Genomic DNA, 13763 nt, shown 5'->3' on the forward strand with positions numbered 1-13763 from the left:
AACCTTTCCAAATCACGTCGATAGCACTGAATTGTACTAACAGAAAACCATAGAAAAACATGACGTGAATAATCCCGCTTTTCTTATCCTTCAATAATTTTTTTTGTCCAAATACCATGGTCATCATGGCTTCTTTACGCTCTTTCATCGATAAAATGAATTCCGGTTTTTTACCGAGCTTGATATATTCCATCCTTGTTTTCACTAAAGATGCGAATAGGTAAAGCGCGTAACCGGTTACAAGAATAAACATGATCCAATTGATAACAATCGGGTTCATGGAACCAGCTCCCTTCAATATAGTCAGAAAATATTTTTAATTTGATTTTTATTATATCACATAAAAATATGAATGAGTATTCATTCATGATATTTTTTTCAAAAAAATAGTACATTTTCTTACTTCCCTTTTTTAAACTGTAATTTATTCTCCAATAATCGGGAATACTGGGGAGACTTCTTATAAAGGAATGATGTGGAGTGATGAGAGTTGTTGCTATTATTATTCTATTTATCGTTTGGTTGGTCACAGACCTAAAGCTGGGAAACAAAGTTCACCGAAAAAATATCAAGCCGATGAAAGATCATTTCGTTCGAAAAAGCTCCATTCAATTTTTTGCCCACGGGGATAAACTATTTGATCACATGCTTCAGCGCATAGAGAACGCGTCTGACCATATTCATATTCAGTTCTTTATTTTTAGAGATGACCATATCGGACAGAAATTTCTTGATCTGTTAAAGGAAAAAGCCATCGAAGGAGTCGATGTTAGATTGCTGGTGGACTGGGGTGGATACCACATATCTCGAAAAGAAAAAAAATCGTTACTAAAAGCCGGTGTTCAACTGGCAAAAACGAATACGCCTTCTCTCCCCTTCTTATTTTATTCAATCAATGAAAGAAATCACCGTAAAGTGACCGTCATCGATAATCAATGCGGCTATATCGGAGGCTATAATGTCGGGGATGAATATTTAGGGCGAGATCCTGAAATGGGCCGATGGAGAGATTATCACTTGTATATTGAAGGAGAAGCTTGCCAAGATTTGCAGGATCAATTTACCATTGACTGGAACGGTTCATCGGGCAAACCATTCAATCTCAAAGACTTAATTCCAGTGACATCAGGGACCGGTTCCACACCTGTTCAGATCATCCCTACTGATGGCGCCCACGTTGTAGAAATGATTCATCATCTTCTTGATCAGGCGAAAGAATTTGTATTTATTGGTACCCCTTACTTTATTCCAGGAGATTCATTAAAGAAAAAGCTGATGCAACTGTCCGCGAGAGGTGTGGATATCAAACTGCTGATCCCTAAATATCCGGATCATGCCCTTGTAAAAGATGCAGCATTCCCCTATTTTCCAGATTTATTAAAGTCGGGCGTCGATATTCGGCAATTCTATGAAGGGTTTTACCACTCAAAGGTGCTTATCATTGATGAACAATGGTGTGACATTGGAACTTCAAATTTTGATAAAAGAAGCTTCCATGTGAACAAGGAGATCAATTGTATTATTCAAGATCACTCTTGGATCGTCCCCGTCAGAGAAGAAATTGAAAAGGATTTTTATGAGAGTGCTGAAAAAATCACCATGGATCATATAAAAAATCGATCATTGTTCGAGAAAATGAAAGAAAAAATAGCCACTTTCATTTCCCCTTTTCTATAATTCTTTTTGTTTTCTTTTGAGCACGAAAAGAATATAATTAACTTATAGAAGGTTATTTTCTTCCACAATCGTCATATCATATACTAACGATTTTTTTGCTGTCACCACTGGGTGGCGGCAATTTCTGTTTTAAACGGTCAATTGAGTATGAAAGTCTTTATCAATTAGAATTCCGTGCTTATTAGAAGTTTTCTAATGGCATTCAAACGAAACCTTACTCTAAAGGAGATGAGGAAAGATGGAAGGAAAACGAAGAGCCACTCCATTTCTTCTTAAACATGCAAAGCAATCTTGCCCCTTATTATCATTCCTGTCTACTCATCGGCAGCTCATCATGGCTCTTGCCGGAGGTGGTTTTCTCATTGCCGGTTATTTAACTGAACGCGGTGATGGTCCCACCGTCGCACTACTCGCAATGATTTTTTACGTTCTTTCTTACGGTGTTGGTGGTTTTTACAAGGCGAAGGAAGGGTTAGTAGATTTCATTCAAGATCGTTCTTTAAATGTGGAAGTGCTCATGATTCTTGCAGCGATCGGTGCCGCTTCCATTGGTTATTGGAATGAAGGAGCAATTCTCATTTTCATCTTTTCATTAAGCGGTGCAATGGAGACGTACACGTGGCAAAAAAGTGAGAAAGACTTATCTGCACTAGTAAAATTAGCTCCATTAGAAGCAAGTCGTTTAATCCGTGACGAAGAAATTCAAACCGTGTCTGTTGATGACCTCAGGATAGGTGATCACATCCTCATTCGCAATGGAGAACGCGTTCCTGCTGATGGCATTGTTATTCGCGGGGAAACGTCCATTGATGAGTCTACAATTACCGGTGAATCGATTCCTGTTCACAAATCAATGAAAGACGAAGTGTTTAACGGGACAATGAATGGTCGAGGGTCGATAATTGTGGAGGTCACAAAAGAAAACGCTAACTCCCTTTTCCAAAAAATGATTCGGCTCGTGGAACAGGCTAAATCTAGTCGTCCTCCTGCGCAGCAGTTTATCGAGAAAGTGGAAGGACCTTATGTCATAACCGTATTAATGGTTGTGGCATTGATGTTAACTGTCCCCCCTTTTCTATTTGGTGCCCCATTTCAAGAAACCTTCTATCGAGCGATGGTTCTTCTCGTCGTCGCTTCTCCTTGCGCGGTCGTTGCGTCGGTCATGCCAGCCCTTTTGTCAGCCATTTCCAACGGAGCGAGACGAGGAGTTCTCATGAAAGGCGGAACGTATTTGGAGCAGCTCTCAAAAACGCAAGCGATCGCCTTTGATAAAACAGGTACCATCACAAAAGGAAACCCTGGTGTCACGGATGTGTACGTAGTAGAAGAAACTAAGAAGGAAGAAGTGTTGAATTGCGCCGTTTCAATTGAAAGGCAGTCCAACCATCCTCTGGCTAAAGCGATCGTGCACTATGGGAAAAAACAAGGACTAAAAGGCTCTGAACTGATTAAATCCAGTGAAGATATAACCGGCTACGGGGTTAAAGCAGTGATCGGAGAGGACCGCTGGATAATTGGGAATTGGAACATGATGATACAACAAGTAGATAGCGAAGTTTCTCCTTTTTATTCGTCTATTGACGAACAACGGAAGGCATGGCAATCGCAAGGGAAGACCGTTGTATATATTGCAAAAAATGATGAAATTGTTGCCATGGTTGGAATTAAAGATGATATTAGACCAGAAGCAAAAGAACTCATTACAGATCTTCATAAACTTGGAATAAAAACAATCATGATCACTGGGGATCATGAAATGACAGCGGCCTCCATCGCAGCAGAGGCGGGACTTGATGACTGGGTATCCCACTGTCTGCCTGAGAAAAAGGTTGAAGAAATTGATCGCTTGAAAGAAAAATACGGCTCGGTTGTCATGGTCGGCGACGGAGTGAATGACGCTCCTGCTATGGCAAAAGCAGATATTGGTATTGCCATGGGCTCGGGAACAGATGTAGCAATAGATACGGCAGATATGGTCCTAATGAAAAGCGATCTTGAAAAAATCAGTTCTACCTTCCAACTGTCCGGTCGGTTGAACCGTGTCGTCAAACAAAATCTCGTATTCTCTGTTTCTGTTATTTTATTACTCATTGCAGCCAACTTCGCCCAACAACTTTCCTTGCCGCTTGGGGTCATTGGTCATGAAGGAAGCACCATTCTTGTCATCCTGAATGGATTGAGATTATTAAGGTAGCCTAACATATGTTGTTAAAAAGAAGGTCTATGCCCTCTTTCCGCGGAGGAACCGCCAAGCCTCCTAAGGCTAGCGCCTTTGTCTAGGCTGGTTCTTTCTTCCGCTGGAAAGAGCGTTTGCTTCTGTTATGCGTAGCGATAGACGAACTGGGTCAAGATCTGATGAACGGCTGAGGATTTTTTTGTTGGCAACTGATGCGCCACGTCCCCAATAAACACTGTTTCGACTGGCCCTGACACCCGATTCTGGAAGGCATGCCTGTATTGGTGAACATACTCATCTCTTGTTCCATAAAGAAGAAGCACAGGACAATAAATTTTCTCAAGCCTTGCAGTGGAAGAGTAATTTATACCGACGCGGTAATACTGTTCTAGAATTTCTGGGGACGTACGCTGAATGTATTCAGACAAATCTCGCTTCTTTCTTGACTCCCGTTCATGTGCGAAAGTAAGAACGTTTGCGATCAGTCCAATTTGCTTCGCTTTCGCAGCGAGAATTCCAAGACGAAATTCATTCTTAAGTAAAAAGCTGGTCACTTCTGAAAATCCACCCATTAACACAATGGCGCGGACGCGTTCAGGATAACGAATCGCAATTTCCTGAACGATCGATCCACCATTAGAATATCCACAAATGACCGCATCCTTCACCTTGGCCGCATCCATAACACGTATCACATCCTCAGCCAGTAATGGGATCGAAAGCGGACGACCATCCATCCCACTTCTTCCATTTCCACGGAGATCCATTGTAATGACTTTGAATTTTTTAGATAATCGTTGTTTTTGCCTTCTAAACGTCACGTGCCCCATTGAAGGAGGGTGCACAAAAAGGAGCGGAATCCCCTTCCCCTCCTTTTCAAAATATAATTGTGCTGCGTGTTTATCTTTCGTCCATGGCATCTGCTTCATCCTCCATCTTTCATTTACGTTAAGATGAGCTTAGCTTATGCCTTACAACGATTGATTATCCGAAAAATGTCGTAGATACCCATTGAAACAATTTAAATCCAAAGTAAATTCCAAAGATCCCCATAATTCCTGGTAACGCTGGTGGTGCGGGAATTGGAAGTTTAATTGCCGCAAAAACAAAACCGACAATCAAACCAGCTAATAGAGCTAATATGACTTCTTGCATTTTTTCACCTTCTTCTTATGATAACGTTCTCAATGAACGTCAGTTGTAATAAATAGGTTGTTGAAAATCAACTCTCTCTATCCTAACAGAAAGAGGTACGTACATCTATATTTTTCTAAAAAAAGATTTAGGTATTTAATGGATAGGGTGATATTACATCTCGCTATTTTAAAACCCCCTCATAAAGTATGAGGGGGCCAACGTCATTACATTTTTTCTGGCGCTTCTACGCCGACAAGTTCCAGTGCGTTTTTCAATGTGATTCGAACAGCTTCCATTAGGGCAAGACGAGCCTTTGTTAAGTCTTCGTCTTCACTAATGACCTTTTCAGCGTTATAAAAACTGTGTAACGCTTGAGCTAATTCATGTACGTAGTTGGTTATTCTGTGTGGCGAGCGACGTTTTGCTGCATCCGCTACGGCTTCAGGGAACTCGCCAACTTTTTTCATCAAATCTTGCTCTTTCTCTGCTGTTAAGCTAGTTAGATCCGCATTTAGATCTACCGTATAACCCTTGTCCGCTCCTTGACGAATCATACTGCAAATACGCGCATGGGCGTATTGTACGTAATAAACCGGATTTTCATTAGAGTTCGACTTGGCTAAATCTAAATCAAAATCCAAGTGAGTATCCGATGCTCTCATGGCAAAGAAATAACGAGTGGCGTCCACTCCTACCTCTTCCATTAACTCTCTCATCGTTACGGCTTTCCCTGTACGCTTGCTCATCTTGACCTTTTGGCCATTTTCAAATAGGTTTACCATTTGAATGACTTGAACATCCAGCTGCTCTTTGTCAAAACCAAGTGCCTGAATGGCTGCTTTCATGCGAGGAATGTACCCGTGATGATCAGCTCCCCAAATATTAATGAGCTCATCAAATCCACGGGCAAATTTATCTTTATGATAAGAGATGTCCGGTGTTAAATACGTATAAGATCCGTCACCCTTCACTAAGACACGATCTTTATCATCACCGTAAGTTGTAGACCGGAACCATGTTGCACCGTCCTGATCATATGTTTCTCCTCGATCTTTCAGCTCTTCTAATGCTTCGACTACTTTATTGGAAGTATATAACGAGGTCTCAGAGAACCAGTTGTCAAACTTTACACGGAAATCGGCTAAATCATTTTTCAGTTTGTCCAGTTCCCGCTTTAATCCATACTCCCGGAAGAAATCGCGACGTCCTTCTTCGTCGACCTCTTTGAAACGATCGCCGAATTTTTCAACGATTTCTTTGGCGAAACCAATGATGTCTTTACCTTGATAGCCATCTTCAGGCATCGGTACGTCTTCACCGAGTTCTTGCAAGTACCTTGCTTCTAGAGACAAAGTCAAATTGTCTATCTGGTTTCCAGCGTCGTTAATGTAATATTCTCGTGCCACATCGTATCCCGCTTTATCTAGCACGTGACTTAATGAATCACCAACAGCTGCACCGCGAGCATGCCCAAGATGAAGCGTTCCTGTAGGATTAGCAGAAACAAACTCTACTTGAATTTTCTTCCCTTTCCCTACGTTTGATTCACCATATGCTTCTTTTTGTTTCAGTACAGTCGCAACAATGTCTGTTAAGTAATCTTTTTTCATTGTGAAGTTAATAAATCCTGGTCCTGCAATGTCCAGCTTTTCTACGTTTGCTTCTTTATAGTCGAAGTTTGCCTCTATGTCCTCAGCAATCATTTTCGGAGCTTTTTTAGCGACTCGAGCTAACTGCATAGCCAAGTTTGTGGCAAAGTCTCCGTGACTCTTATCTTTCGGGGTTTCAATAACCACGTTCGGCATTTCCTCTTTTGAAGCCAGTTCAGCTTTTAGAACTGCTGCAACTAGCTGCTCTTTTAACGTTTCTTTTAATTGTTCTACTTGGCTCATCGTACCTCTAGACCTCCTTGATTTTCACGTACATATCGTAATTTCCTGTTTGAGATCCTTGTAACACAAGGGTATATCGAAGAGCGATCCATCCCTCGCGCGCCTCTTTATCCCAGTTATAATTTACTTCTGATGTATCGGTAAGCATGCTCATCGGTCCGAATTGGCTATGATACATTCCTTCTGTCTCTATCCCAGGAACGAATCGCTGATTCATCGTGATCGCACCTTTTCGTTGAACAGACATCTCACCGCGATTCAACTTTACCGTTTGAGTGGTCGAAGCCTCGTCATTTTCTTCTTTCGGTTCTGAAAAACGAAGGACTGTCAACTCCCCGCGCTGATAAAGGTTCCCTGTAGCTTCCATTGTATGAATTTCTTTTCTTTTCCCGTCTTTGATTGTTGTTTTCATCTGAACACTGACGGGTAATCCGCTTGAAGACATGGCGTTTCATCACCTAATCCTTCCTATTGATAACTTTACTATTATAACGAAAAATAGGGTTTCAGTTCAAGGGCAAGCTAAAATTAGTGCTCGAATTGTTGCGCGCGCCTTTCTCTATAGCGCACTCTTCCTTTTTTATAGCGCGTTTCTCCTCTTCTATAGCGCGCCCCTGCCTCTATAACGCACTCCACTCCTAATTGAAAACAGTCGGCTTTCTTTTGACTAAAAAACCTTCATGACGGCTTATCAGCCGCTATGAAGGTCTGTAATCTATTTATTTTTTAAAGCCTAAGAGCATTTCGCGGATGAATTTACTTGCTGCGATCGACGTCTGCTCAGACGGATCATAAGCTGGTGCCACCTCTACTAAATCACAGCCAACGACGTGAACGTCAGATCCTGCAATAAGGTGAATGGCTTCCAGTAACTCTTTCGAAGAGATCCCGCCCGCTTCAGCCGTACCAGTACCTGGGGCGAACGCTGGGTCAAGAACATCGATATCGATCGTAACATATACGTTTCGTCCTGAAAGAGATGGTAACACTCGCTTCAACGGCTCTGCTACTTCAAATTTACTCATGTGCATGCCTGATTCCTCAGCATATTGGAATTCTTCACGCATGCCTGATCGAATCCCAAAGGAATACACATGTTCAGGGCCAATCAGTTCGCATGCTTTACGAATTGGCGTGGAATGAGAGAGGACTTCTCCTTCATACTGTTCTCTCAAATCAGCGTGAGCGTCAATATGAATGACGGCCAAGTCTTCGTATTTTTTAAACATGGATCGGATGATAGGCCACGTCACTAAATGTTCCCCACCTAAACCTACAGGGAACTTTCCGTCTGATAGGAGCTGATCTGCGAACTGTTCAATCATATCGATACTGCGGGCAGCATTTCCGAAAGGCAGCAACATGTCGCCTGCGTCGTGCACCGCAAGTTCCTCTAAGTGGCGATCAAGATAGACACTGTATTCTTCAAGGCCGATAGACGCTTCCCTTATTCTGTTTGGTCCGAACCGGGAGCCTGGGCGAAAACTCACCGTGAAATCCATCGGCATACCGAATAGAACAATGTCCCCCTCTTCATAGGATTTGTCAGCCATAATAAATTTTCTTCCTGAGTAAGCTTCATCAAAAAACATGCATACTCCTCCTATTTCTTCGTCAGATCTTGTACGAACTTAGGTAATGCAAAGGCCGCGCGGTGGATCTCATTTGTATAGTATTTCGTATCCAGTTCGTGGAATCGCTCTTCTTTCACTTCCAAAGGATCATGTGTTTTTGATCCTAGTGTAAACGTCCATAAACCACTTGGATACGTAGGAATGTTCGCTGTGTATAACCGAGTGATTGGGAATGTTTCTGATACATCTCTGTAAGCATTTTTAATAAGATCCTGATGAAACCACGGATTGTCCGTTTGTGCCACGAATACACCATCGTCTTTCAATGCCTTTGAAATGCCTTCATAAAAACCTTTCGTAAACAAGTTCACGGCAGGTCCCACAGGTTCTGTAGAATCAACCATAATCACATCATATTCATTTTCGCTTTTGGCAATATGCATGAACCCGTCGTCTACTTGAACATCCACTCGAGAGTCCTCTAATTTCCCTGCGATCGAAGGCAGGTATTGTTTAGAGTACTCAATCACTTTTCCGTCAATTTCAACTAGGGTCGCTTTCTCTACTTCAGGGTGCTTGAGAATTTCGCGGATAACTCCCCCGTCTCCCCCTCCTACAACTAGCACTTTCTTCGGGTTCGGATGGGTGTGAAGCGGCACATGAGCGACCATTTCGTGATAGACAAATTCATCTCTCTCTGTTGTCATCACCATGCCGTCAAGAAGAAGCATATTGCCAAACTCTTCCGTTTCCACCATATCTAACTGCTGAAAGTCTGTCTTTTCACTTACATACGTCTGCTTGATTTTTGCCGTAATACCAAAGTTCTCCGTTTGTTTTTCTGTAAACCAAATACTCATTCTCGTCACCTCTTATATTTATCTTTTAGCTCTGTTAAACGAAAGTTTTACCTACCCACGTTTATAAGAACCGATTTTTTTCTGCCTATGAACTAAAACTACTAGAAAAGTATAGCGGAATCAAATAGAAATAGAAACTGTTTTTTATTCACTCCAGCGTATAAGAATTTCTTATGTGTGGAAAACTGTGGAAATAAGAACTAGGAAAGAGGCCCGCTAACTATTGGTGATTAATATACTCGTTGATCTCATTGGGAGAGATCCTCTGGAAAGGGGAACGGTCATGGAAGTTATGACAAGGACGATACACAGGAAACGCCGTCGATTGTGGAAAAAAATCGTCATGGCCGGAGTCGTATCAACCTTTATCAGTTTTCTAGCGTTAAGTTTACTTGTATTATATGCCTATCAAATGGAACGCCCATCATTAACCGTCCCTGAAACGACAGTGGTTTATGCTGCAAACGGTGAGACCATTGGTGAGTTTCATCAAGGAGAGCACCGGTACTGGATTCCTCTCGACCATATGGGAGATGCGATTGTGGAGGCGACCCTTGCCATTGAAGATCGACGATTCTATGATCACTATGGGTTTGATCCTATTCGTATTAGTCGCGCGATTCTAACCAATTTGAAGTCAGGGGCAAAAGTTCAAGGGGCTAGTACGATCACTCAACAATATGCTAGGAATCTATTTCTCACGCATGATAAAACATGGACGAGAAAGTGGAATGAAGCACTCTATGCATTAAGATTGGAGCTCCACTATTCGAAAAAGGACATCTTAGAAGGCTATTTAAATACGATTTATTATGGACATGGAGCTTACGGAATCGAAGCCGCATCCACTCTTTATTTTGACAAAAATGCTGAAGATTTAACTTATGGAGAGGCTGCACTTCTGGCAGGAATTCCTAAAGGGCCTAGTATGTATTCGCCTTTATTGCATGAGGATAAAGCAACCGAACGTCAAGCTACTGTTCTCTATTCGATGAGAGAAGCCGGCTTCATTTCAGGAAACGACCAAGTGAGGTATGAAGCAGAACCTCTGGAGTTCTCCTCATCACAAGACATGGCGGGTAAACGAATGGCTCCCTTTTTCCAAGACGCAGTTCGCTCTTGGCTGATTAATGAGTACGGCCTTGATCCGAATGTAATTGATGGCGGGGGGCTGGATATTTATACAACTTTATCACCAGAAACACAACATCTGGCTGAGAAAACGATAGCCAATGAATTGAATCCGGAGAAAGAGCTAGAAGTCGCTTTAGTTGCCATGGATCCTCGGACTGGTGAAGTAAAAGCGTTAATTGGAGGAAAGAACTATCAAGAGAATTCCTATAATCGGGCTACTCAAGCAAAACGAGAGCCAGGATCGACAATGAAACCTTTTTTATATTATGCTGCTTTGGAGCATGGTCTTCGGGCGAATTCGATGTTGAAAAGCGAGGAAACCACGTTCGTTTATGACGGGGGACGGAAGGAATATGCACCAAGAAACTTCAACCACCGCTATGCTGATGACTATATCACCATGCTTCAAGCCCTGGCGATCTCAGACAATATTTTCGCGATGAAAACTCATTTTCTCCTTGGGTTTGAAGATCTTCAACAAACGGCCGCTCAATTTGGTATTAACAGTCCGTTAAAAGCTGTCCCATCGTTAGCTCTAGGGACGAGCGCTGTAAGTGTGTTGGAAATCACGAGTAGTTACAGCCCTTTTGCCAATGGTGGATACCAGGTGAAGCCCAGGTTAATTGATAAAGTGGTTGATCGCGACGGAAATATTCTTGTTGAAGAAAAGATGGAACGGACCCAGCAATTAAATCCTGCTTATACGGCGATCATGACCGATATGATGAAAGGAATGTTTGAACCTGAATTAAGCGCAAACTACGGGGCCGTTACAGGCGGTAGCATATCCGATGCCTTGGACCGACCTGTGGCTGGCAAGAGTGGGTCGACTCTTTCGGACAGCTGGATGATCGGATACACGCCCCAATTAGTTACCGGTGTGTGGGCTGGCTATGACGATGCTCGCGAGTTAGAAAGTAGAGATGCCAGTTATTCCAAACAAATTTGGGCCCAGTTTATGAACAAATCCTTAGCCGGAGAATTAAAACTCCCCTTCCCTGTCCCGAAAAATGTGACGGAGGTAGAAATCAATCCCTTTAATGGCCTTCTTGCAACGGAGGAATGTCCCGTAAGCCGTCCGACCTTGTTTTACAACGGCACGGAACCAACAGAATATTGCACTGAACACCTTGACCATTTGGAAGATCAAGAAAATGACGCCGATGAACAATTGGATGAGGAGTTCAGAAAAAAGGAAGAAGCGAAGAAACAAAAATGGTTGAACAAATTTTTCCATTGGTTTGACTAGAAAGAGCAAAAAAGTACACAGAGACAGAGCTAACGAAGATTACTGGCTCTCTTCTGTAAATAACAAAAAAAACAGACGAAGGGGAACGAGTCCGCCTTCGTCTGTTTTTTTGTCTTAGTCTTTCTATGTGTGTGGCTTTAAGTTTACAAAAGGAAACCATTTCTAGCAAGAGGAAATTTCTTTGTTCACATTTTGTTCACATTTGTCGAAACAGGCTAAACGGTTAAATCTTTCTTTAACTGTTCATCTGCTCTCTCCCACATGCCTGAATCAAAGTTTTCAAGAAAGTCTTTTAAGATCTGCTTTGACTTATCATCCATGTGAGACACAATTATTTTCCGTTTCAACGATTTATCCATATTGTTCACATGCTCAGGTAAACTTTTATAGCCACGGCGAATTTCCCGGTCGACAGTCATCTCACAACTCGTCACACCTACATACGCTGGCCCACCATTTACTGGTTCTACTGTCACCCATACTAGCCAGTACGGACGGCCATTAGGTACCTGCTCTTTTTCTTTTAGAAATTTTATTCCTTTCTCAATCGCACTTCGGGCATGAAGAGCGCCCATATCAACCGCTGCTTCGCCTCCTTCTACATCCACAAACACAGGGGTAATATTATTTAAATTGAGTGTCCCTACCCCATATCCTCCGTGACCGTCAGTAGAATCTCCACTGAGAATATTGAAACTTTTACTCATCTTTTTTATTTTTTCATTTTTTTGTTTGTCCGCTTCGTTCATTGAATATCCCTCGCTTTCACTGAATCAACACCTTATTATATGTAGTTTATCATACAACGTTTTTATGATGCACAGATGAGCAGCGGAAATAATTCAGTTTTATGAAGGAATAACGTCGATTGATGTTGAAAACATTTAAAGGGGTCACTTTTCTAAAGATCACTCACCTTAAAAAAGTTAATTATTGAAAGGAGAATCACATATGCCAATAGTAACTGTGAAAATGCTCGAAGGACGCACGGACGAACAGAAGCGTGCACTCGTAGAAAAAGTAACAGAGGCGGTGACAGAAACAACACAAGCACCGAAAGAAAGAGTCTCCGTTGTGATTGAGGAAATGTCTGCAAGCAATTTTGGTGTTGCAGGAACACGCGCTAGTGATAAAATCTAATTAGAAAAAAAGGATGGCAGCGAGGCGATAAAGCCTCTGTTGCCATCCTTTATACTAATTCAGCCTTGGCTAACTTTAAGCATTGCTGATAAAACCTCGCTTGTTCATTTTCTTCTAACCCTTCAAGCTCTTGATAAATCCAGTCAAAGCTCCTTGTTAGCATTTCTCCGGGGACCTCTCTTGTCACCAAAATTTGGTGCAGCCAAAGAGCATAATCAACGAATACTTGCTCATTCTTAAGATTGTAAGCCGACTTTAAATAATTAAAGTGGTGAAGCAAATCCTCTTTTGTATGTTTCCGTCCCCGATCGCCAAACTTTTTTAATATAACGTCATCTTCTTCGTAAAATCTATTTGTCAATCTCTCTGCAATTTCTTCCTCGTTCCAGAGTGAGCCCATACTAAGAATATGCTCCTTTTTTTGGGGCAACCTGATGTAGTCGGTTGATATAAGCGTACGCCTCATCAAGATCAGCCTCAGAATAATTTTGCTTCGCTTTTAACTTAAACACTTTTTCTGCTACTTCTTTTTTTGGTAACTCCTCGAAATACAGCACAGTCGATACCAATTCAAGAAATTTTGAACTTTTATGATTCATGTCCTCCAGCATGCCTGTGGCATCAGGGAAATGAAATGACATCATGGATAAGAAGTCCTCGCCCTTTTCCGACAGTTCGTATCGATACTGCTGGTAGCCCCCCTTCTTTTCTTTCACTTCAGAAACAAATTGAAGTTGGCAAACTTCCTCTACCCTTAATGATAACTCTTCAGAATAGGGCCCAAACATATGAAGCTGATATTTTTCATTAAAAGGAAGGTTCATTTTTTTTGCAATATAAACCATTTTCTGTAATTTTTTTCTACCGATTATTTCCCCAGTCTGTTTAAATAATGCCAGCAGTTTTGCATGTTCGTTAAGCAAT

Annotated in this window: 13 protein-coding genes and 1 pseudogene; 4 read left to right on the forward strand and 10 right to left on the reverse strand. The window is 41.8% G+C overall.

What is annotated here, in order from left to right; translation table 11 throughout:
- Positions 1-280, reverse strand: a pseudogene (locus CR194_RS18340) (hypothetical protein); the annotation flags it as partial.
- Positions 281-483: 203 nt separating this feature from the next.
- On the opposite strand from CR194_RS18340, the gene cls reads away from it, so the two are divergent.
- Together cls and CR194_RS18350 are read left to right on the forward strand one after the other, a co-directional pair.
- Complete coding sequence (gene cls, locus CR194_RS18345) at positions 484-1677, forward strand: cardiolipin synthase (RefSeq protein ID WP_110612219.1); 1194 nt, start codon at positions 484-486, stop codon at positions 1675-1677.
- 238 nt (positions 1678-1915) lie between these two features.
- Complete coding sequence (locus CR194_RS18350) at positions 1916-3871, forward strand: heavy metal translocating P-type ATPase (RefSeq protein WP_110611775.1); 1956 nt, start codon at positions 1916-1918, stop codon at positions 3869-3871.
- A gap of 125 nt (positions 3872-3996) precedes the next feature.
- On the opposite strand, the gene CR194_RS18355 is transcribed toward CR194_RS18350, so the two are convergent.
- The 6 genes from CR194_RS18355 to speE all read right to left on the reverse strand — a co-directional run bounded on the left by CR194_RS18355 (position 3997) and on the right by speE (position 9316).
- Positions 3997-4773: an alpha/beta fold hydrolase gene (locus CR194_RS18355; RefSeq protein WP_158282311.1), complete on the reverse strand. Its 777-nt coding sequence runs from the start codon at positions 4771-4773 to the stop codon at positions 3997-3999.
- Between the two features lie 64 nt (positions 4774-4837).
- Positions 4838-5008, reverse strand: coding sequence for a XapX domain-containing protein (locus tag CR194_RS18360; RefSeq protein WP_110611779.1), 171 nt, complete (start codon positions 5006-5008; stop codon positions 4838-4840).
- 206 nt (positions 5009-5214) lie between these two features.
- Positions 5215-6882, reverse strand: a complete 1668-nt coding sequence (argS, locus tag CR194_RS18365; RefSeq protein ID WP_110611781.1) for an arginine--tRNA ligase — start codon at positions 6880-6882, stop codon at positions 5215-5217.
- 7 nt (positions 6883-6889) lie between these two features.
- Entirely contained in the window at positions 6890-7327 is a 438-nt protein-coding gene (locus CR194_RS18370; RefSeq protein ID WP_110611783.1) for a DUF1934 domain-containing protein, read from the reverse strand.
- A gap of 274 nt (positions 7328-7601) precedes the next feature.
- Complete coding sequence (gene speB, locus CR194_RS18375) at positions 7602-8474, reverse strand: agmatinase (RefSeq protein ID WP_110611785.1); 873 nt, start codon at positions 8472-8474, stop codon at positions 7602-7604.
- Positions 8475-8485: 11 nt separating this feature from the next.
- Positions 8486-9316, reverse strand: coding sequence for a polyamine aminopropyltransferase (gene speE / locus CR194_RS18380; RefSeq protein ID WP_110611787.1), 831 nt, complete (start codon positions 9314-9316; stop codon positions 8486-8488).
- A gap of 283 nt (positions 9317-9599) precedes the next feature.
- Between speE and CR194_RS18385 the strand changes: the two genes are divergently transcribed.
- Positions 9600-11699: a transglycosylase domain-containing protein gene (locus tag CR194_RS18385; RefSeq protein WP_110611789.1), complete on the forward strand. Its 2100-nt coding sequence runs from the start codon at positions 9600-9602 to the stop codon at positions 11697-11699.
- Between the two features lie 215 nt (positions 11700-11914).
- Here CR194_RS18385 and CR194_RS18390 read toward each other — a convergent pair whose 3' ends face one another.
- Positions 11915-12448, reverse strand: coding sequence for a YwhD family protein (locus CR194_RS18390; RefSeq protein WP_110611791.1), 534 nt, complete (start codon positions 12446-12448; stop codon positions 11915-11917).
- A 202-nt stretch (positions 12449-12650) separates the two neighbouring features.
- Here CR194_RS18390 and CR194_RS18395 point away from each other — a divergent pair, with 202 nt between their 5' ends.
- Complete coding sequence (locus CR194_RS18395; RefSeq protein WP_110611793.1) at positions 12651-12839, forward strand: 2-hydroxymuconate tautomerase; 189 nt, start codon at positions 12651-12653, stop codon at positions 12837-12839.
- Between the two features lie 49 nt (positions 12840-12888).
- Here CR194_RS18395 and CR194_RS18400 read toward each other — a convergent pair whose 3' ends face one another.
- Together CR194_RS18400 and CR194_RS18405 are read right to left on the reverse strand one after the other, a co-directional pair.
- Positions 12889-13239 carry a hypothetical protein gene (locus CR194_RS18400; RefSeq protein WP_110611795.1) on the reverse strand — a complete coding sequence of 117 codons (351 nt, stop codon included), beginning with the start codon at positions 13237-13239 and terminating at the stop codon, positions 12889-12891.
- Between the two features lies 1 nt (position 13240).
- Positions 13241-13762 (reverse strand): YwgA family protein, encoded by a 522-nt coding sequence (locus tag CR194_RS18405; protein ID WP_110611797.1) that lies wholly within the window; start codon positions 13760-13762, stop codon positions 13241-13243.
- Position 13763 lies beyond the last annotated feature (1 nt).

Source organism: Salipaludibacillus keqinensis, from assembly GCF_003226325.1.
Lineage (GTDB): Bacteria > Bacillota > Bacilli > Bacillales > Salisediminibacteriaceae > Salipaludibacillus > Salipaludibacillus keqinensis.

Coding starts and splice junctions, on each gene's coding strand:
- cls (WP_110612219.1), top strand. CDS start 484: ATGAGAGTTGTTGCTATTATTATTCTATTTATCGTTTGGTTGGTCACA.
- CR194_RS18350 (WP_110611775.1), top strand. CDS start 1,916: ATGGAAGGAAAACGAAGAGCCACTCCATTTCTTCTTAAACATGCAAAG.
- CR194_RS18355 (WP_158282311.1), bottom strand. CDS start 4,773: ATGCCATGGACGAAAGATAAACACGCAGCACAATTATATTTTGAAAAG.
- CR194_RS18360 (WP_110611779.1), bottom strand. CDS start 5,008: ATGCAAGAAGTCATATTAGCTCTATTAGCTGGTTTGATTGTCGGTTTT.
- argS (WP_110611781.1), bottom strand. CDS start 6,882: ATGAGCCAAGTAGAACAATTAAAAGAAACGTTAAAAGAGCAGCTAGTT.
- CR194_RS18370 (WP_110611783.1), bottom strand. CDS start 7,327: ATGTCTTCAAGCGGATTACCCGTCAGTGTTCAGATGAAAACAACAATC.
- speB (WP_110611785.1), bottom strand. CDS start 8,474: ATGTTTTTTGATGAAGCTTACTCAGGAAGAAAATTTATTATGGCTGAC.
- speE (WP_110611787.1), bottom strand. CDS start 9,316: ATGAGTATTTGGTTTACAGAAAAACAAACGGAGAACTTTGGTATTACG.
- CR194_RS18385 (WP_110611789.1), top strand. CDS start 9,600: ATGGAAGTTATGACAAGGACGATACACAGGAAACGCCGTCGATTGTGG.
- CR194_RS18390 (WP_110611791.1), bottom strand. CDS start 12,448: ATGAACGAAGCGGACAAACAAAAAAATGAAAAAATAAAAAAGATGAGT.
- CR194_RS18395 (WP_110611793.1), top strand. CDS start 12,651: ATGCCAATAGTAACTGTGAAAATGCTCGAAGGACGCACGGACGAACAG.
- CR194_RS18400 (WP_110611795.1), bottom strand. CDS start 13,239: ATGGGCTCACTCTGGAACGAGGAAGAAATTGCAGAGAGATTGACAAAT.